The following is an 18,851-nucleotide window of genomic DNA, read 5'->3' as shown; positions in this document are numbered from 1 at the left end:
TGCTCAGTCGCTGTCGTTGCCGAGGTCGCCGCGGAACCAGGCCGCCGCGTGCCGGGCCCGCTCGAGGCAGTCGTCGAGGTCGTCGCCGTAGACGTTGACGTGGCCGACCTTGCGGCCCGGCCGCAGCTCCTTGCCGTAGAGGTGCACCCGCAGGTGCGGGTCGCGGGCGAGGGCGTGGGGGTAGCCGTCGTACAGGCGCCCGACGTCGGGGTCGTCGCCGCCGAGGATGTTGACCATCACGGTCCACCGGGCGCGGGGCTCGGGCGAGCCGAGCGGCAGGTCGAGGGCGGCGCGCAGGTGGTTCTCGAACTGGCTGGTGACGGCGCCGTCCTGGGTCCAGTGGCCGGTGTTGTGGGGTCGCATGGCGAGCTCGTTGATGAGGATCCGGGTGCGGCCCTCGGCGTCGACGGCCTCGAACAGCTCGACCGCGAGGATGCCGGTGACGTCGAGCTCGCCGGCGATCCGCAGGGCCAGCTGCTGGGCGGCCGCCGCGGCGGCGGGGTCGAGGTCCGGGGCGGGCGCGACCACCTCGCGGCACACGCCGTCGACCTGCAGGGTCGCGACGACGGGGTACGCGGCGGCCTGGCCGCTGGGCGAGCGGGCGACGAGCGCGGAGAGCTCGCGGCGGAAGTCGACGAGCTCCTCGGCGAGCAGCCGGACGCCGCGGTCGGCGGCCGCGGCGGCCGCGGCGAGGGGCTCGGCGGCGTCGGCGAGGGTGCGGACCATCCACACCCCCTTGCCGTCGTACCCGCCGCGGGAGACCTTGAGCACGCACGGCAGGCCGAACGCCTCGACCTCGGCCTCGGACGCGACGACGGCCCAGCGCGGCTGGGGGGCGTCGAGGCGGGCCATCGCCTCGCGCATGACGATCTTGTCCTGGGCGTGCACGAGCGCCTCGGGGCCCGGGTGCGCGATGACGCCGTCGGCGGCGAGGGCACGCAGGTGCTCGGTCGGGACGTGCTCGTGGTCGAAGGTGACCACCGAGCAGCCCTGGGTGATCGCGCGCAGCGTCGCCAGGTCGCGGTAGTCGCCGACCTGCTGGTCGGGGATCACCTGCGCGGCCGAGACGCCCTCGGCCTCGGCGAGCAGCCGCAGCGGGACGCCGAGCGCGACGGCCGGCTGGGCCATCATCCGAGCGAGCTGGCCGCCGCCGATGACGGCGACGCGAGGGGCGAGTTCGGTCGAGGACACGGCCGAACCCTAACCGGGCGGCGAGGCCTACGCCGAGCCGGTGGCCTCGGTCGCGGTGGCCACCTCGAAGCGCAGCCCCTGGCCGCGGATCGTGGTGATCAGGTGCGGCTGCCGGGTGTCGTCCCCGAGTTTGCGGCGCACCCAGCCGAGATGGACGTCGATCGTCTTCGACGACGTCCAGAAGGTGACACCCCACACGTCCCGCATGAGCTCCTCACGGCTGACCACCGAGCCTGCGCGGACGATCAGCGCATGCACGAGGTCGAACTCCTTGCGCGACAACAGGATCTCGCGGTCCCCACGCCACGTGCGCCGGGTCATCGGATCGACCCGTACGTCCTGCACCTCGATCACTCGCTCAAGGTAAGGACGCGGCGGCCTCCGCGAAGGCGAAACGAGAGGAATTTTGCTTTCGCTCAGGAACCGCTCGGTGTGCGAAGGCCCAGGTCAGGCGCGTCGTACGGCGACCGGCTCGACCACGCCGAAGCCCCGGACCGGGCGCGCGGGCAGCGGCCGGGACTCGATCTTGTCGGCCGGCAGGAGGTCGGCGGTGGCGTGGTCGACGATGATCCGGTTGCGGCGGGCGACCTGGGTCAGCCGGGCCGCGAGGTTGACCGGCGGGCCGAAGACGTCGCCCAGGCGCAGCACCACGCCACCGGTGGCGAGACCGACGCGGACGTCGGGCATCCGCGGGTCGCGGCCGATCACGTTGATGATCCCCTCGGCAGTGGCGAACGCGGCCATCGGGTCGTCGTTCACGAAGAGGACGGCGTCGCCCATGCTCTTGATCAGCCGGCCGCCGTCGCGGGCGATCACGTCGCCGCAGCGGGACTCGAAGACCTCGACCAGCTCGCCGATGCGCTCGCGGGAGACCTCGTTGGACAGGGCGGTGAAGCCGACGATGTCGGCGAACCCGACGCTGAGGTCGGTGGTGTGCGGGTCGTCGTCGAGGGCGCGGACCGACTCCATGCGGGCGATCGCGGCGTCGAGGTGCCGGCGCCAGGCGTAGACGAGCAGGCCCTCGAAGCGCTCCCCCAGCCGGGCGAGCACCCAGGCGGCGTCGCCGCCCTCGCGCAGGGCGGTGGCCTCGTCGACGTGCTGGACCAGCTCGCCGACCTCCCAGTCGGCGAGGCGGGCCATGGTGATGCCGACGCCGCGGGTGACGTTGAGCGCGACGTCGAGGTCGATGACGCCCTCGCCGAGGATGTCGACCATGAGCCGCATCGCCTCGACGTCGGCCTCGGTGTAGGCGCGCTCGTCGCCGTGCTCGGCGAACCCGAGCGTGCGGAAGAGGCGGCGGGCCTGGTCGAGCGGGATGCCCGCGCGCTCGGCGACGTCCGCGGCGGTGAGCTCGGGCTCGTCAGACACCTTCGTCCCGCCGCGCGTCGGGGCGGGCGTGGAGGTCGTGGAGCAGCTCGTTGAGCTGGCGCTGGGTGGCCTCGACGTGGGGGATGTCGTTGAGCCGCACCGTGCCGAAGGTCGAGGCGTCGGCGATGATCAGGCTGCCGCAGCCGAACGGCCGGTCGATCAGGTTGATCTCGATGGAGATGTCGCTGACCCGGGCCAGGGGGATGTCGTGGCCGCGGCGGGTCACGATGCCGTTGCGGGTGATGAGCCGGCGGTCGGTGAACGCGTGCACCGTGGTCAGCCAGACCAGGAACGGCCGGACCGTGAACCACAGGATGCCGAGGATCGCGAGCACCCACACGATGAGCGTGAGCACCCGCTGGAAGCCGTCGTTCTCGAGCTTGACCTGGGCGACGACGGCGATCGCGAGGAACACGATCAGCGCCAGGATCGGCACGAACAGCGCCTTGGGGTGCTGGCGCGTGCTGATGATCAGGCGCTCGCCGGGGTTGAGCAGCTTCTTCGAGATGGCCACGAGGGGATCATCCCACCAAATGCCCCGCGCGCAGGCGGAAGCCCGCTACGCGTCGGTAGCCCGGACGTGGATCACGTCGCCCGCGCCGACCCGCTCGGGCCCGTCGGGGGTCTCGACGACCAGCCGGCCGTCGTCGTCGATGTCGGTCGCCCGGCCCAGCAGCTCGCCCCCACCGGGCAGCTCGACGCGGACCTCGCGGCCCAGCGTCGCGCAGTGGGAGCGGTACGACGTCGCCAGGCGCGTGGTGCCCTGCTCGCCGCCGGCCTGCCACACGTCGTAGCCCTCGCGGATCGCGGCGACGACCTGGAGCAGCACCTGCGTTCGGTCGGGCGCGCCGGGGGCGGAGATGGCCAGGCTGGTCGCGGTCGCGACGGGCAGCTCGTCGGCGGTCGTGCTGACGTTGATGCCGACACCGACGATCGCGGCGGGGCCGGTGGGCGTCTCGACCCGCTCGACCAGGATCCCGGAGACCTTGCGGTCGCCGTCGAGGAGCACGTCGTTGGGCCACTTGACGCGGGCGTCGTAGCCGAGGGAGGTGAGCGCCTTGGCCACGTTGTGGCCGACCAGCAGCGGCAGCCACGGCCAGGACGCCGGGGGCACCGTCGGGCGCAGCAGGAGCGAGAACGTCACCGCCGTCCCGGGAGGCGTCTGCCACACCCGGTCGAGCCGGCCGCGACCGGCGACCTGGTGGTCGGCGACGACGACGAGGCCCTCGTGGGCTCCGGCGCGGGCGCGCTCGGCGGCGACCTCGTTGGTGGAGGGCGCCTCGGGCAGCAGCTCGAACGCGAGGTCGGGCGTCAGCGTCGACACCTCCGCGAGCCGGGCGGCGTCGAGGGGTCCACGGACTGGGGGCTGAGTCGGGCCGAGAGTCACGGGCACTACCCTGGCGCAGCAGACGCCCTGAGGAAACCCCGGGGTGGCAGGAGTTCGAGGAGGCCACGTGACCGCCCAGCCGCAGTCGGCAGACGACCAGCAGATCGACATCCACACCACGGCAGGCAAGCTCGCCGACCTGGAGCGTCGTACTGACGAGGCCGTGCATGCTCCCGCCGCCAAGGCGCAGGAGAAGCAGCACGCCAAGGGCCGCAAGACCGCCCGCGAGCGGATCGAGCTGCTCTTCGACGAGGGCTCGTTCGTCGAGCTCGACGAGTTCGCCCGGCACCGCTCGACCGCCTTCGGGCTCGAGAAGACCCGCCCCTACGGCGACGGCGTCATCACCGGCTACGGCACGATCGACGGCCGCCAGGTGTGCGTGTTCTCCCAGGACTTCACCGTCTTCGGCGGCTCGCTCGGCGAGGTCTACGGCGAGAAGATCACCAAGGTCATGGACCTCGCGATCAAGTCCGGCTGCCCGATCATCGGCATCAACGAGGGCGCGGGCGCCCGCATCCAGGAGGGCGTCGTCTCGCTCGGCCTGTACGGCGAGATCTTCAAGCGCAACGTGCACGCCTCCGGCGTGATCCCCCAGATCTCGCTGATCATGGGCAACTGCGCCGGCGGCCACGTCTACTCCCCCGCGGTCACCGACTTCACGATCATGGTCGACCAGACCTCGGCGATGTTCATCACCGGTCCCGACGTCATCAAGACGGTCACCGGCGAGGACGTCACCATGGAGGAGCTCGGCGGCGCCCGGGCCCACAACACCAAGTCGGGCAACGCCCACTACATGGCCTCCGACGAGGAGGACGCCCTCGAGTACGTGAAGGCGCTCATCTCGTTCCTGCCCCAGAACAACCTCGACGAGGCGCCGTCGTACGACGAGCCGGCCGACCTCGAGCCCAACGAGGCCGACATCGCGCTCGACACGCTGATCCCGGACTCCCCGAACCAGCCGTACGACATGCACGACGTCATCGCCACGATCGTCGACGACGCCGACTTCCTCGAGGTGCAGGCGCTCTTCGCGCCCAACATCATCACCGGCTACGGCCGGGTCGAGGGCCGTCCCGTCGGCATCGTCGCCAACCAGCCGATGCAGTTCGCGGGCACGCTCGACATCGACGCCTCCGAGAAGGCCGCCCGGTTCGTCCGGTTCTGCGACGCCTTCAACATCCCGGTGCTGACCTTCGTCGACGTCCCCGGCTTCCTGCCCGGCGTCGACCAGGAGCACCTCGGCATCATCCGCCGCGGCGCGAAGCTGATCTACGCCTACGCCGAGGCGACCGTGCCGCTGGTCACGATCATCACCCGCAAGGCCTACGGCGGCGCCTACGACGTCATGGGCTCCAAGCACCTCGGCGCCGACATCAACCTGTCGTGGCCCACCGGCCAGATCGCCGTCATGGGTGCCCAGGGCGCGGCCAACATCGTCCACCGCCGCACGCTGGCCGAGGTCGAGAAGGCCGGCGGCGACGTCGAGGCCAAGCGCGCCGAGCTGATCGACGAGTACGAGACCACGCTCGCCAACCCCTACATCGCCGCCGAGCGCGGGTACGTCGACGGCGTGATCATGCCGCGCGAGACCCGCGCCGAGGTGGTCAAGGCGCTGCGCCTGCTCCGCACCAAGCGCGAGACGCTGCCGCCCAAGAAGCACGGGAACATCCCGCTGTGACCGGCGACGAGACGCTGCTCCGGATCGTCACGCCGGACACCACCCCCGAGGAGGTCGCCGCCATCGTCGCGGTGCTCTCCTCCCTGGGGGGCGGCGCGCCGGCGCCCGAGCCGCCGCGCTCCGAGTGGGCCAACCCGGCCCGCGGTGCCCGGATCGCGCCGGGGACCACGCTGTCCCACGGCCGGGGCGCCTGGCGGGCCAGCGGCCTGCCCCGCTGACGAACGACGACGCGCCCGCCACCTGGTCCAGGTGGCGGGCGCGTCCGCGTCTCAGGCGAAGAACACCCGCAGGTCCGCGACGACGTCCTCCGGGACCTCCTGCGCTGCGAAGTGCCCGCCCCGCGGGAACTCCGACCAGTGGTCGATGTTCGCGTTGTCGCGATCGGCCAGGGAGCGGATGGTCTGGAAGTCGTCCTTGAAGACGGCGACCCCCAGCCGTCCGGTGCTGACCACCGGCTCGGCGCCGGAGTGCTGCTCCTCGTAGTGGTAGCGCGCCGCCGAGCCGTAGGTGTTGGTCAGCCAGTAGAGCGTGGCCTGGGCGAGCACCTGCTCGGGCGCGACCAGGCTGGTGCCGTTGCCGAAGCTCTCGAACAGCTCGCTGTAGGCGAGCACCGCGACCGGCGAGTCGGCCAGGCCGGCGGCGACCGTCTGGGGGCGGGTGCCGTTCATCTGGTTGTAGCCGCCGACGGACTGGAACCACTGCATGTGCTCGAGCGCGGCGTACTCCTTGGGCCCGAAGCCCTCGAACTCCGCCGGGTCGCCGCTCGGGAACGAGAACAGGTGCAGCACGTGGGCGCCGCGGAAGCCCTCCGGGTTCGCGACGGCAAGCTCGCGGCCGACCATGGCGCCGCCGTCGCTGCCGTGGATGCCGTAGGAGTCGTAGCCGAGCCGGCGCATCAGGACGTCGTACGCCGCCGCGACCCGCTTCATCGTCCAGCCGGTGTCGGCGACCGGCGTGGACCAACCGAAGCCCGGCATCGACGGGATGACCAGGTGGAAGGCCTGGTCGGCGGTGCCGCCGTGGGCCTCGGGGTCGACGAGCGGCTCGATCATGTCGAGGAAGTCCAGCTGCGAGCCCGGGTAGGTGTGGGCGAGCAGGAGGGGCGTGGCGTCCGCGTGCTTCGAGCGGACGTGGAGGAAGTGGATGCGCTGGCCGTCGACCTCGGTGACGAAGCCGTCGTAGGCGTTGAGGCGGGCCTCGACCGCGCGCCAGTCGAGGTCCTTCCAGCGCTCGACCATGGCGCGGAGGTAGGACTCGGGGGTGCCGTACTCCCAGCTGTCGCCGGGGACGGCGGGAGCGAAGCGGGTCCGGTCGAGGCGGTCGCGGAGGTCGTCGAGGTCGGTCTGCGGGATGTCGATGACGAAGGGGGTGATCTGGTTCATGGCAGTGACGCTAGGAGCGATACCGGCACGGTTCGTTCCTGTTAGAACGGCTCTGTGCAGAAAACCTCCGGACGCGTCCTGGCCCTCCTCGGACTGCTCCAGTCACGCGTCGAGTGGACCGCTCCCGAGCTGGCGCGGCGGCTCGACGTCACCGAGCGGACGGTGCGCAACGACGTCGCCCGGCTGCGCGAGCTCGGCTACCCCGTCGAGGCGCTGCGCGGGCGCGCCGGGCACTACCGGCTCGGGGTCGGGGCGAAGCTCCCGCCGCTCCTGCTGGACGACGAGGAGGCGGTCGCCGTCGCGGTCGGCCTGCGCACGGTCACCGGCGTGGCCGGCTTCGAGGAGAGCGGCGGGCGGGCTCTCACCAAGCTGGAGCACGTGCTGCCCGACCGGCTGCGCCGCCAGCTCGCCAGCCTGCGCGAGGCGACCGAGGCCGGCCCGGTCAACACCGACTCCAACGTCGAGGACCCCGAGGTGGAGCCCGGCGTGCTCACCGAGATCGCGGCCGCCGTCCGCGACCACCGGGGGCTGCGCGCCTTCTACGGCGAGGCCGGCGAGCGGATCGAGATCGAGCCCTACAAGCTCGTCGCCTGGCAGCGCCGCTGGTTCGTCGTCGGCCGCTCCCCCGACACCGGCGACTGGGCGCCCTACCGGGTCGACTGGATGACGCTCCGGCTGCCCGGCGGCCGTGCCTTCACCCCGGCCCCGCTGCCCGGCGACCTCACCGAGCTCGTCGTCCGCGAGGTCGCCCGCACCGGCTGGGCGGTGCACGCCCGCCTCGTCATCGACGCCCCGGCCGACGAGGTGCTGGCCCGGATCAACCCGGCCGTCGGCGTCGTCGAGCCGCGTCCCGACGGCCGCTCGGTGCTCGTCACCGGCGGCGACAGCCTGGAGGTCGTCGCCGTGTGGATCGGCATGCTGGGCCTCGACTTCACCGTCGAGTCGCCGCCCGCGCTGGTCGACCACCTGCGGGTGCTGGCGCAGCGCTACGACCGCGCGGTCAGGCAAGGTGACGACCGCGGCGCAAACCGGATGCCGCTGTCGGACCCGCCACCTAGGCTCGGCCCATGACGCGACGCGTGGACGCCCGCACCGACCAGTACGTCGAGGACCTCGCCGCCCTCGACCCGATCACCGCGACCTTCGCCGGCATCGCGGGCCACGACGACGAACTGCCCGACCTCTCCCCCGACGGCTTCGCCGCCACCGAGGAGCTGCACCGCCGGGCGCTGGCCGACGTCGCCGCACTCGAGGCCGCCGACGAGCGCGAGCAGGTCGCGCAGGACGCCTTCCTCGAGCGGGTCGGGCTGAGCGTCGAGCGGGCCGACGCGGGCGTCGAGCGCAGCGAGTTCTCGGTGATCAGCAGCGCGCTCCACGCCGTGCGCGAGGTCTTCGACCTGATGCCCACCGAGACCACCGAGCACTGGGAGGCCATCCGGGCCCGGCTCGCCGCCGTCCCGGCCGCCCTCGACGGCTACCGCACCACCCTGACCGAGGAGGCCGCCGCCGGGCGCGTCTCGGCCAAGCGGCAGTACGCCGAGGTGGCCGGCCAGGTGCGCGGCTGGACCGGGCAGGAGGGAGCGGCGGGCGACTACTTCGAGCGTGCGGTGGCCGACGCGCCCGCGCCGCTGCGCGACCACCTGGCCGAGGCGGCGCGCACCGCGTCGACGGCGTACGCCGAGTTCGGCCGCTTCGTCGAGACCGACCTGCTCCCCCAGGGCCGCGAGGTCGACGGCGTCGGCCGCGAGCGCTACCAGCTCGCGTCCCGCTACTTCCTGGGCGCGTCGGTCGACCTCGAGGAGACCTACCGCTGGGGCTGGGACGAGCTCAAGCGCATCGAGGACGACATGGCCGCCACGGCCGGTCGCATCGTCCCGGGCGGCTCGGTCGCCGACGCGGTCGCCGTCCTCGACGCCGACCCGGCCCGCGACTGCGGCAGCCGCGAGGCCTTCCAGGCCTGGATGCAGGAGCGCTCCGACACGATCCTGGCCGACTTCGACGGCCTCCACTTCGACATCGCCGAGCCGATCCGCACGCTGCAGTGCAAGGTCGCACCGGTCAACGACGGCGGAGCCTGGTACACGCCGCCCTCCGAGGACTTCTCGCGCCCGGGCACCATGTGGTTCTCGTTCACCGACGCCAACGAGCGCTTCTCCACCTGGCGCGAGACGACGACCGTCTTCCACGAGGGTGTCCCCGGCCACCACCTCCAGTGCGCCCAGGTCGTCCACCGGGCCGACCTGCTCAACCGCTGGCAGCGGCTGCTGTGCTGGGTGAGCGGGCACGGCGAGGGCTGGGCGCTCTACGCCGAGCGGCTGATGGACGAGCTCGGCTACTTCGCCGACCCGGGCGAGCGGCTGGGCTTCCTCGACATGCAGGGCTTCCGCGCGGCGCGGGTCGTCGTCGACATCGGCGTCCACCTCGGGCTGACCGTGCCCGCCGACAACCCGTTCGGCTGGCGCCCGGGCGAGACCTGGAACGCCGACCTGGCCTACGAGTTCATGCGCGCCCACTCGCGCATGGACGACGGCTCCCTGCGGTTCGAGGTCAACCGCTACCTCGGCTGGCCGGGGCAGGCGCCGTCCTACAAGGTGGGCGAGCGGATCTGGCTCGAAGCCCGGGCCGCCGCGCAGGCCCGGCACGGCGCGGCGTTCGACCTCAAGGCGTTCCACACCGCGGCGCTCGACCTCGGCTCGCTGGGCCTCGACCCGCTGCAGGCCGCGCTCGCGCGCCTCTGAGCCGGCACGGGTCGCGGTGCTCCACCTCGATCGCGAGCAGGCCCGGCGGATCGCGGTCCGGGCGCAGCTCCTCGACGACCGGCGCAGCCGCTCGGTCGCCGAGGTCGTCGACGAGCTGACCCTGCTCCAGGTCGACCCGACGGCGGCGGTCGCCCCGAGCGCCGACCTGGTGCTGTGGTCGCGGCTCGGGGCCGACTACGAGCACTCCGACCTGACGTTCGCGCTCGAGACGGAGCGCTCACTGGTCGAGCACTCCTCGTTCGTGCGGCCGATGGACGACATCGGCCTGGTCCTGGCCACCGCCCCGCGCGAGCTGCACCCGACCGCCCACGCGTGGCTCGCCGCCAACGCCGGCTTCCGGGCCGACGTCCTCGCCCGGCTCGACGCCGACGGACCGCAGACCGCCGCCGAGCTCCCCGACACCTGCCAGGTCCCGTGGGCGTCGAGCGGCTGGAACAACGACAAGAACGTCAACCGCCTGCTCGAGGTGCTCACCCGCCTCGGCGACGTCGCTGTGTCCGGACGCCGCGGCCGGCTGCGCGTGTTCGACCTGGCCGAGCGCGTCTACCCACCCGACCTCGACGTCCCCGGCTACGACGACGCGCGCGCCGCACTCGACCGGCGCGAGCTCGCCGCTCTCGGCCTGGCCCGGTCAGGCCCCGGCACACCCGTCACGGTCAAGGGCACCGACGGCACCTGGCGAGCCGACCCCGACGCGCTCGCCACGGCCGACGCCCCCTTCGTCGGCCGCTGCGCCTTCCTCTCCCCCTTCGACCGGCTGGTGCACGACCGCGACCGGACGCTCGCGCTGTTCGAGCACGACTACGTCCTGGAGATGTACAAGCCCGCCGCCCGCCGGCGCTGGGGCTACTTCGCGCTGCCCGTGCTCCACGGCGACCGGCTCGTCGGCAAGCTCGACGCCAAGGCCGACCGCAAGGCGGGCGTGCTCCGGGTCCACGCCGTCCACGAGGACGTCCCGTGGGCGCCCGAGACCGGCGACGCGGTCGAGGTTGAGCTGGCGGCGCTCGGCGCGTGGCTGGGCCTCGACGTGGTCCGCGGGTAGCCGTCTGGTTGGGGGGTTGTGTCGGACCCTCCTGATCTAATACGGGTATGACTTCGACCGCCCTTCTCGCCGACCTCCGGGCGGAGGTGCGCGGGCGCGAGGAGTCGGTGGTTCGGGAGTGGGCGGGCATCGTGGAGTGGGCCGCGGGCAACACCGTGACCGGCCCGGGGGCGGGTGCGGCGACCATCCGGGACGGGTTCGTCGACACGGGTCTGCCGATCGCCGGCGAGGGCGCCCCGCTGGTCTCAGAGTTCGCGCTCATGGAGCTGGTCGCGGTGCTCGGCCGCTCCCCTGACGGCGGCCGGGTCTATGTCGGCCGGGTGCTCGAATGTGCGTGGCGGCTGCCGCAGGTCTACGCCTCAGTGGTCGCCGGCCGCCTGGCGCCGTGGCGCGCCGAGCGGATCGCCGAAGCCACCCGCGCCCTCTGCCCTGCGGCCGCCGCGTTCGTGGACCGCCAGTTGTTCAACGCCACCGGCGTCGGATGGGCGCAGCTGGAGCGGCTGATTGCCGAGGCGGTCATCCGGTTCGACCCCGAACGCTACGAAGCCGAGCGTTCGGCGGCGAGCGACCATCGCTACGTCGAGGTCGGCGCACCCGACACCAACGGCCTCGTCTCGATCGACGGCCTCCTCGACGCCGCCGACGGCCGTGACCTGGATGACGCGATCAGCCGCCGCGCCATGCTGCTGGGCCGGCTGGGCAACGAGGCGAGCGTGGACGTGCGCCGCTCCCAAGCCCTCGGCGACCTCGCCCGCAACGACCTGACGCTCGATCTCGGCACGGAGGGCTCGCCCGGCCGCCGGGCGGTCCTGAACGTGCACATCACGGACGCGACCCTGGCGGGAAGCAACCCGGTCGGCCGCTGGGACCAGACCCCGATCAGCGCCGAGCAGATCCGTGAATGGCTGGCCCAGCCGTGCATGTCAGTGCTGGTCCGCCCGGTGATCGACGTCGCCGGGCATGTGCCGGTGACGGCCTACGAGATCCCGGACCGCCACCGCCAGCAAGTCGAGCTCCGCGACCACACCTGCCGCTTCCCGTACTGCACCCGGCCAGCGATGCGTTGCGACCTCGACCACGCCCGACCCCACAACCGAGGCGGGCCGACCTGCCCCTGCAACCTCGTCCCACTGTGTCGGCGCCACCACAGGGCCAAGACCCACAGCCAGTGGCGCTACCAAGTCACCCAGATCGGCACCTACGTCTGGCGAAGCCCGTCGGGCTTCCGCTTCGAGGTGAATCACCGCGGCACACACCAGCACGACCACTCCGATGAAGCCGACGACCCCGAGCCAGGGGTGTACCGGCAACAACCCGACACCCGCTGATCACCGCAACCAGGTACCTCACCACTGCGGCGCGCCACCACGCCATCAGTAAAGAAGACCCTGCACCGAAGCGCTACGACACCGCCTCCTGACCCTCCTGGCTCGCGGCGTACTCGGCATAGGTCGGGTACGTCGCCGTGAACGAGCTCGGCGCCCCCAGCCACCCGCGGTACGACGCCGGGCTGCTGCCGTCGACGTCGGTGACGCCGTAGGCCTCGCCGAGCTCGCTGCTGTAGAAGCACTCGCCGGTGCGCTCGGCGCGGTGGTCGTCGTCGGCGATCGCGGCGATGATCCGGCCGAGGTACTCGGGGGTCTCGGCGCTCGGGAAGACCCCGCCGTCGAAGTTCGCGCCGGCCGCGATGTGGGCCTGGACCCGCTCGGTGAGCAGCAGGCCGGGCCAGATGCTGAGGGCGGTGACGCCGTGCGGCCGCAGCTCCTGGGCCATGTCGTAGACCATCTTGTCCGAGCCGGCCTTGCCCGCGCCGTACGGCGGGGTGTGCACGCCGGGGACGTGCGTGCGCGCGCCGGGCGAGGAGATGTGCACGATCAGGCCCTCGCGCTGGCGGACCATCATCCGGGCCGCGTGGTAGGCCGCGACGTAGTGCGAGCGGAGGCCGACGTCGAGGAGTCGCAGCTCACTCTCGAGCGGCATCTCCCAGAACCCGCGCTCGCCCGGGGGCTCCGAGGGCAGCGCGATCGCGTTGTTGACCAGGACGTCGATGCGCCCGTGGTCGCGCTCGATCCGGGCGAACAGCTCGGCGACCTGGGCGTCGTCCGCGTGGTCGCAGGCGACCGCGATCCCGGTGCCGCCGCGCTCGTCGACCTCCGCGGCCGTCGCCGCGACGGTGCCGCCGAAGCCGTCGGCGTCACTGCCCTCGGTGGTGGTGCGGCCGGTGACGTAGACGGTCGCGCCGGGGGCGAGCCCGTGGGCGATGCCCCGGCCGGCGCCGCGGGAGGCGCCGGTCACCAGGACGACGCGGTCGGATCGGAGTGCCATCGGAGTTCCTCTCGTTCGGGCTCCGAACGCTGGCCCACCGGGGACGGGCGGCCCCGCGCTCCTCCCGGAGGACGGGAGTGTCAGCGGCCCTCGGCGTACAGCTCGGCGGGGTAGGTGATGCTCGCGCCGGAGGCCGGGTCGGTGACCACGACCTGCTGGTCGACGCCGGTCCAGTCGACGTCGAGCTCGGCACCGGCCGCGGAGACGAGGAACGGATATCCCGCACTGAACCGGACGTCGAGCGGCTGGCCGTCGTGCACCGGTGCGATCTCCAGGTAGGTGCGCTCGGAGTGCACCGGCGTCGCCGGGTAGCGGCTCACCACGAGGCAGTAACCCTGGCGCCCGGACGCCGTCGGGTCGGTCGCGCAGTCGCGCCACAGCTCGTCGCGACCCCAGCCGTCGAGCAGCTTGAGCCCGGTCCAGGCGACCGCCACGACCAGCAGGACCGCGCCCGCCGTCAGCATCGACGTCAGCACGGCCACCCTGGTCCTGGTCACGCCGAGCACCCTGCCCCGATCAGCGGGTCGCGAACCTCGTCCAGTGCGCGCCGTCGTCCTGGCTGCGCCAGGCTGTCCCCGGGGTCCCGGCGACCCAGACCGCCGGCCGGGCGCCCGGCTCGACGATCAGCGGCGCCGCCTCCGGGACGTCGGTGACCCGCGGCTGGTCGCTCGCGACGTGCTCCAGCCGGTCGCCGACGACGCGCCACACGCCGCTGCGCCCTGACGTCTCGCGCGCGTCCCAGCGCGTGGCCAGCACCCGCACGACGCCGTCCGCACCGACCCACCCGCCGGTCGTGGTCAGGTGCGCGCGGCCACCGGGGTGGATCGCCGTCCTGGTCCACGGTGCGCCGGCGCGCCACACCGCGACGAGCGGGAAGAGCGTGGCGCCGTCGCTGCCCTCGAGCACGACCGGGACGGCGCCCGGGACCCGCATCGCGAGGAAGCCCGAGCCCTCCCCCAGGAGGGACCGCTGCCAGGTGGCGCCACCGTCGTCGGACCGGTGGTAGGCGGTGGGTCCGGCGAGCGCCAGCCCGTCGATCACCACGCCCCGGCCGCCCACCTCGTGCAGGCCCTTCGGCGCCGGCACCGGGTGCGCCCGGCCGTCGGCCGCGACGCCGATCAGCCGCAGCCGTCCGGGATCGCCCCGGACCAGCAGCGCCTCGCCCGCCGCGAGCGGACCCGGCCGCCCGCCGAGCCGGACGGCGACGTCCGCCGCGGGGTCGGCGCCGACGACGCGCAGCCGGGCGCCGTCCCAACCCTCGCGAAGGGCGTACCGGCCGGCGCCGAGGGCGGCCACCTGGGTGCCGGCGGGCACGTCGAGGAGACGCCGGGTCGCGTAGGAGTCGTCGGTGAGGGCGAGCGTCCAGGCGCTGTCGTCGGCCCGGTCCTGCCACACGCTGACCCGGCGCTCGACGGCCCCGGGGGTCACGACGAGGGCGAGCAGGCTCGCGTCGGGAGCATCGACGACCGCGGCCTCGGCCTCGACCGCGACCTCGGCCTCGGCCGGCACAGGCGGCTCCGGCCCCCGCTCGGAGCACCCCGCCGCCACGAGCAGCAGCAGGACCACGGCGAGCAGCGGGACGAGCGCGGAGCGGCGGTGTCGAGGGGTCACACCCCTACGACTCCTGAGCCGCGCCGCCGGTTGCCTCAGCCCAGCGAGCGTGCCCAGGTCCAGGCGTACTCCGGGTCCTCGACCGCGAGGCCGCCCTCGCCGAGGTCGAGCGGCGCGAACGTGTCGACCATGACGGCCGACTCCTCGAAGAACTCCGCGCCGAGCGAGGCCTCGATCGCCTGCGGCTGCGGGCCGTGCGCGTGACCGCCCGGGTGCAGCGAGATCGAGCCGAGCCCGATGCCCGACCCCTTGCGCGCCTCGTAGTCGCCGGCGACGTAGAACATGACCTCGTCGGAGTCGACGTTCGAGTGGTAGTACGGCACCGGGACGGCGAGCGGGTGGTAGTCGACCTTGCGCGGCAGGAAGTTGCAGATCACGAAGTTGTGGCCCTCGAACACCTGGTGCACCGGCGGCGGCTGGTGGATCTTGCCCGTGATGGGCATGTAGTCGTCGATGTTGAAGGTGTAGGGGTAGAGGCAGCCGTCCCAGCCGACGACGTCGAACGGGTGCGTGGCGTAGGTGTAGCGGGTGCCGACGACCTGCCCGCCGACGCGGTGCTTGACCAGCACCTCGACGTCCGCGGCGCCGGACTCGTCGAGGTGGACGCCGGTCGGCCCGTGCAGGTCGCGCTCGCAGTACGGCGCGTGCTCGAGCAGCTGGCCGTAGCGCGAGAGGTAGCGCTTGGGCGGGGCGATGTGGCTGTTGGCCTCGATGGCGTAGAGCTGCGAGGGCTCGGCGGGAACCCAGCGGTGGGTGGTCGCGCGCGGGATGACGACGTAGTCGCCGGCCCGGTAGGACAGCACGCCGAAGACGGTCTCGACCGTGCCGGAGCCGGACTCGACGTAGACGCACTCGTCGCCGATGGCGTTGCGGTAGAGCGGGGTCCGGGTCTCGGGGCCGCCGGTGGTGACGTAGGAGATGCGGACGTCGGCGTTGCCGAGGACGAGGCGGCGGTCGGTGACCGCGTCGGTGCCGGTGGTCAGGTCGTGCAGGCGCAGGTGCCGCGGCTTGAGGGGGTGGTTGGGCACGCGGGTCTGGTCGGGCAGCTCCCAGACCTCGGCGCTGCTGATCGCCGAGGGGACGCCGCGGTGGTAGAGCAGCGACGAGTCGGACGAGAAGCCCTCCTCGCCCATGAGCTCCTCGTAGTACAGCTGCCCGTCAGCGTCCCGGAACTGCGTGTGCCGCTTCTGCGGGATCTCGCCGACCTGCCGGTAGTACGCCATCGTCGTGCTCCCTCTCACCTCACGTGCTCGATATTCGAACACCCTCTGTTCTCATTCCGAACGTTAGTCGCTACAGTGATGCCGTGTCCATCCCCGTGTCCTTCCAGCACCTCGTCGACGACGCCGCGATCTTCCCGCCGGGACTGGCCCCGCTCCCCGCGGCCGTCACGGCCCACCGCGCGCTCGCGACGACGCCCTACGCGGCGCTGGTCGGACCGCTCGTCGTCGACACCGCGCGGCTCGACGAGCTCGGCAGTCTCGACGCCGAGGGGGTCGAGGTGAGCGTCGTCGTCCCCACCGCGGACGAGGTCGCCGGCGTCGCGGCCCGGGCCGCGGCGGCGGGCGTGCGGCTCGCCGCCCTGGAGGTCAAGCTCGGCGGACCTGGGGGGTCCGCCGAGCAGGTCGCCGCGATCGCGGCGGCGCGCCCGGCCGGCGTGACGACGTACGTCGAGGTGCCCCGGCCGACCGCCCCCGAGTGGCCCGCGGTGCTCGACGCCGTCGCGGCGCACGGCCTGCGGCTCAAGCTGCGCACCGGCGGCACCGAGGCCGTGGCCTTCCCGAGCGAGGACGAGGTGGCCGCCTGGATCGCCGCCGCAGTGGCCTCCGGCCTGCCGTTCAAGTGCACCGCCGGCCTCCACAACGCCGTGCGGCACACCGGCGCGACCACCGGCTTCGAGCACCACGGCTACCTCAACATCCTGCTCGCGACCGCCCAGGCGGTCGGCGGCGCCGACCCGGGCACCCTGGCCGCGACGCTCGCCGAGCGCGACGCCGCCACGCTGGCCGCCGCGGTCCGGGCCGAGTCCGGCCTCGCCGCCGCGCGGACCACCTTCACCTCCTACGGCTCGTGCAGCGTCGTCGAGCCGTACGACGACCTGGTCGCCCTCGACCTGCTCGCCTGACCACCCCTATCCCGAGGAGCACTCCATGACCGACCCGCAGCCCACGACCACCACCTGGGTCGACGGCGCCGCCGGCAGCCTCTACGACGTCGACAACCTGCCGTACGCCGTCGTCGCGACGGGCGACGAGCCCGCCCGGATCGGGGTCCGGATCGGCGAGCACGTGCTCGACCTCGGCGCCGCGGCGCGCGCGCTGCGCCCGGAGTGGACGCCGCTCCTCGCCGTCCCGCGGCTCAACGAGCTGATGGCGGCCGGCGCGACGACGTGGGCCGAGGTGCGGGCCTGGGCGGTCGAGCTGCTCACCGACGCCACCCGGCGCGACGAGGTCGAGGCGTGGCTGCTGCCGCTCGCCGACGTCACCTGCCGGCTGCCGTTCGAGGTCGCCGACTACGTCGACTACTACGCCTCCGAGCACCACGCGACCAATGTCGGCCGGATCTTCCGGCCCGACGGCGCCGCGCTGCTGCCGAACTGGAAGCACCTCCCCGTCGGCTACCACGGCCGCGCGGGCTCGATCGTCGTCTCCGGCACGCCCGTGCACCGGCCGGCGGGCCAGCGCAAGGCGCCGACCGAGGACGCGCCGACGTACGGCCCGAGCCGGCGTCTCGACATCGAGGCCGAGCTCGGCTTCGTCGTCGGGCGCTCCGTGCCGCTCGGCCAGCGGGTCGGCACCGGCGAGTTCGCCGAGACGGTGTTCGGCGTGACCGGCGTCAACGACTGGTCCGCGCGCGACATCCAGGCCTGGGAGTACGTGCCGCTCGGCCCCAACCTGGCCAAGTCCTTCGCCACCTCGATCAGCGCCTGGGTCACCCCCCTCGCCGCGCTCGAGCCGGCCCGGGTGCCGCTGCCCGGCCAGGACGACGTGCCGGTGCTGCCCTACCTGGCCGAGGACGGCCCGTCGGGCTACGACATCGAGGTCGAGGTCGAGCTCAACGGCACCGTCGTCGCGCGGCCGCCGTACCGCTCGATGTACTGGTCGCCCGCCCAGATGCTCGCCCACCTCACCGTCAACGGCGCCTCGCTGCGGGTCGGCGACTTCTACGCCTCCGGCACGATCAGCGGACCCGAGAAGGACCAGCGCGGCTCGTTCCTCGAGCTCTCCTGGGGCGGCCAGGAGCCGTTCGCCGTGGGCGACGCCGAGCGGACCTTCCTCGAGGACGGCGACGAGGTCGTCCTGCGCTACACCGCGCCCGGCGCCCGTGGCCGGATCGGCCTCGGCGAGGTCCGTGGCAAGATCCTGCCGACCAGCTGAGGAGGAACGGGTGTCGGATTCCGGTTCGCAGACGCTCGAGCGCGGGCTCGCGGTGCTCCTCGAGCTCGGCCGGCACCCGGAGGGGCTGACCGTCGCCGAGGCCGCGGCCGCCTGCGGGCTGCACCGCTCGATCACCTACCGCCTGCTGGTCTCCCTGCACCGGACCGGCTTCGCCGCCCGCGACGACGAGGGCCGGTTCACCGTCGGACCGACCGCCACCGACCTCGCCGACCACAGCCGCCCGCGGCTGCGCGACGTCGCCGAGCCCGTGCTCCACCAGCTCGCCCTCGAGATCGACGCGACCGCCAGCCTGGTCGAGGTCGTCGGCGACGCCGCCGTCACCACCGTCGTCGCCGAGCCGCCCACCGACGGCCCGCGCTTCTCGTACCGCCTCGGCAACCGCGACCCCCTCGACCGCGGCGCCGGCGGCCTCGCCGCCCTCGCCTCGGGCCCGGCGCGGCCCGGCGAGCCCGCCCGGGTCGCCGAGATCCGCGCCGCCGGCCTGGTCACCACCTCGGCCGAGCTCAACCCCGGCGCCCACGGCATCGCCGCTCCCCTGCCGGGCTGGCAGGTGCTCGCCGCGGTCAACGTGGTCACCTCGCGGCCCGAGCTGCTCACTTCGGCGGCGGAGCCGATCCGCCGGGCGGTGCGGGCGATCAGCGCCGCGCTGGGCTGAGGGCCGGACGACGACAGACCCCCGCCGGACCTCGCGGTCCGGCGGGGGTCTC

The 18,851-nt window shown here is 73.4% G+C and carries 19 protein-coding genes; 9 read left to right on the top strand and 10 right to left on the bottom strand.

Going from position 1 to position 18,851, the window contains the following annotated elements:
- Nucleotides 1–3: 3 nt before the first annotated feature.
- From BM223_RS06370 to BM223_RS06350, 5 genes are all read right to left on the bottom strand, one after another.
- On the bottom strand, nt 4–1,191 hold the full coding sequence (locus BM223_RS06370; RefSeq protein WP_038680727.1) for a 5-(carboxyamino)imidazole ribonucleotide synthase: 1,188 nt from the start codon (nt 1,189–1,191) through the stop codon (nt 4–6).
- 27 nt (nt 1,192–1,218) lie between these two features.
- Entirely contained in the window at nt 1,219–1,545 is a 327-nt protein-coding gene (locus BM223_RS06365) for a winged helix-turn-helix domain-containing protein (protein ID WP_052138906.1), read from the bottom strand.
- 93 nt (nt 1,546–1,638) lie between these two features.
- Complete coding sequence (locus BM223_RS06360; protein WP_038680730.1) at nt 1,639–2,559, bottom strand: adenylate/guanylate cyclase domain-containing protein; 921 nt, start codon at nt 2,557–2,559, stop codon at nt 1,639–1,641.
- Complete coding sequence (locus BM223_RS06355; protein ID WP_038680732.1) at nt 2,552–3,073, bottom strand: PH domain-containing protein; 522 nt, start codon at nt 3,071–3,073, stop codon at nt 2,552–2,554. Before BM223_RS06355 ends, BM223_RS06360 begins: the two co-directional genes overlap by 8 nt.
- A gap of 45 nt (nt 3,074–3,118) precedes the next feature.
- Nucleotides 3,119–3,883: a biotin--[acetyl-CoA-carboxylase] ligase gene (locus BM223_RS06350; RefSeq protein ID WP_038680733.1), complete on the bottom strand. Its 765-nt coding sequence runs from the start codon at nt 3,881–3,883 to the stop codon at nt 3,119–3,121.
- Nucleotides 3,884–4,013: 130 nt separating this feature from the next.
- Here BM223_RS06350 and BM223_RS06345 point away from each other — a divergent pair, with 130 nt between their 5' ends.
- Entirely contained in the window at nt 4,014–5,627 is a 1,614-nt protein-coding gene (locus BM223_RS06345; protein WP_038680735.1) for an acyl-CoA carboxylase subunit beta, read from the top strand.
- Entirely contained in the window at nt 5,624–5,845 is a 222-nt protein-coding gene (locus BM223_RS06340; RefSeq protein ID WP_038680736.1) for an acyl-CoA carboxylase subunit epsilon, read from the top strand. Before BM223_RS06345 ends, BM223_RS06340 begins: the two co-directional genes overlap by 4 nt.
- A gap of 51 nt (nt 5,846–5,896) precedes the next feature.
- Here BM223_RS06340 and BM223_RS06335 read toward each other — a convergent pair whose 3' ends face one another.
- Complete coding sequence (locus BM223_RS06335) at nt 5,897–7,009, bottom strand: epoxide hydrolase family protein (protein WP_038680738.1); 1,113 nt, start codon at nt 7,007–7,009, stop codon at nt 5,897–5,899.
- Nucleotides 7,010–7,063: 54 nt separating this feature from the next.
- Between BM223_RS06335 and BM223_RS06330 the strand changes: the two genes are divergently transcribed.
- From BM223_RS06330 to BM223_RS06315, 4 genes are read left to right on the top strand one after another with little or no spacing between them, the layout of a single operon-like run.
- Nucleotides 7,064–8,080, top strand: coding sequence for a helix-turn-helix transcriptional regulator (locus BM223_RS06330; RefSeq protein ID WP_052138907.1), 1,017 nt, complete (start codon nt 7,064–7,066; stop codon nt 8,078–8,080).
- Nucleotides 8,077–9,747 carry a DUF885 domain-containing protein gene (locus tag BM223_RS06325; RefSeq protein WP_038680740.1) on the top strand — a complete coding sequence of 557 codons (1,671 nt, stop codon included), beginning with the start codon at nt 8,077–8,079 and terminating at the stop codon, nt 9,745–9,747. The genes BM223_RS06330 and BM223_RS06325 overlap by 4 nt, the downstream gene beginning before the upstream one ends.
- A gap of 16 nt (nt 9,748–9,763) precedes the next feature.
- Nucleotides 9,764–10,810 carry a DNA glycosylase AlkZ-like family protein gene (locus BM223_RS06320; protein ID WP_038680741.1) on the top strand — a complete coding sequence of 349 codons (1,047 nt, stop codon included), beginning with the start codon at nt 9,764–9,766 and terminating at the stop codon, nt 10,808–10,810.
- A 47-nt stretch (nt 10,811–10,857) separates the two neighbouring features.
- A complete protein-coding gene (locus BM223_RS06315) occupies nt 10,858–12,138 on the top strand; it encodes an HNH endonuclease signature motif containing protein (RefSeq protein WP_038680743.1) in 1,281 nt (426 codons plus the stop codon).
- A 73-nt stretch (nt 12,139–12,211) separates the two neighbouring features.
- On the opposite strand, the gene BM223_RS06310 is transcribed toward BM223_RS06315, so the two are convergent.
- The 4 genes from BM223_RS06310 to BM223_RS06295 all read right to left on the bottom strand — a co-directional run bounded on the left by BM223_RS06310 (nt 12,212) and on the right by BM223_RS06295 (nt 15,969).
- A complete protein-coding gene (locus tag BM223_RS06310; protein ID WP_038680745.1) occupies nt 12,212–13,135 on the bottom strand; it encodes an SDR family NAD(P)-dependent oxidoreductase in 924 nt (307 codons plus the stop codon).
- Nucleotides 13,136–13,215: 80 nt separating this feature from the next.
- Nucleotides 13,216–13,632 (bottom strand): hypothetical protein, encoded by a 417-nt coding sequence (locus tag BM223_RS06305; RefSeq protein WP_141267325.1) that lies wholly within the window; start codon nt 13,630–13,632, stop codon nt 13,216–13,218.
- Between the two features lie 19 nt (nt 13,633–13,651).
- Nucleotides 13,652–14,746 (bottom strand): hypothetical protein, encoded by a 1,095-nt coding sequence (locus tag BM223_RS06300; protein ID WP_038680750.1) that lies wholly within the window; start codon nt 14,744–14,746, stop codon nt 13,652–13,654.
- A 35-nt stretch (nt 14,747–14,781) separates the two neighbouring features.
- Nucleotides 14,782–15,969: a homogentisate 1,2-dioxygenase gene (locus BM223_RS06295; RefSeq protein WP_038680751.1), complete on the bottom strand. Its 1,188-nt coding sequence runs from the start codon at nt 15,967–15,969 to the stop codon at nt 14,782–14,784.
- Nucleotides 15,970–16,052: 83 nt separating this feature from the next.
- Between BM223_RS06295 and BM223_RS06290 the strand changes: the two genes are divergently transcribed.
- From BM223_RS06290 to BM223_RS06280, 3 genes are read left to right on the top strand one after another with little or no spacing between them, the layout of a single operon-like run.
- Nucleotides 16,053–16,871, top strand: a complete 819-nt coding sequence (locus tag BM223_RS06290) for a hypothetical protein (protein WP_038680753.1) — start codon at nt 16,053–16,055, stop codon at nt 16,869–16,871.
- Nucleotides 16,872–16,896: 25 nt separating this feature from the next.
- Nucleotides 16,897–18,123, top strand: coding sequence for a fumarylacetoacetase (gene fahA / locus BM223_RS06285; RefSeq protein ID WP_038680755.1), 1,227 nt, complete (start codon nt 16,897–16,899; stop codon nt 18,121–18,123).
- Nucleotides 18,124–18,133: 10 nt separating this feature from the next.
- A complete protein-coding gene (locus tag BM223_RS06280; protein WP_052138908.1) occupies nt 18,134–18,799 on the top strand; it encodes an IclR family transcriptional regulator in 666 nt (221 codons plus the stop codon).
- Nucleotides 18,800–18,851 lie beyond the last annotated feature (52 nt).

It is taken from the genome of Pimelobacter simplex (genome assembly GCF_900114845.1).
GTDB lineage: Bacteria > Actinomycetota > Actinomycetes > Propionibacteriales > Nocardioidaceae > Nocardioides > Nocardioides simplex.
Note: the sequence above shows the minus strand (reverse complement) of the source record. Positions and strands in the feature narration are given on the sequence as shown.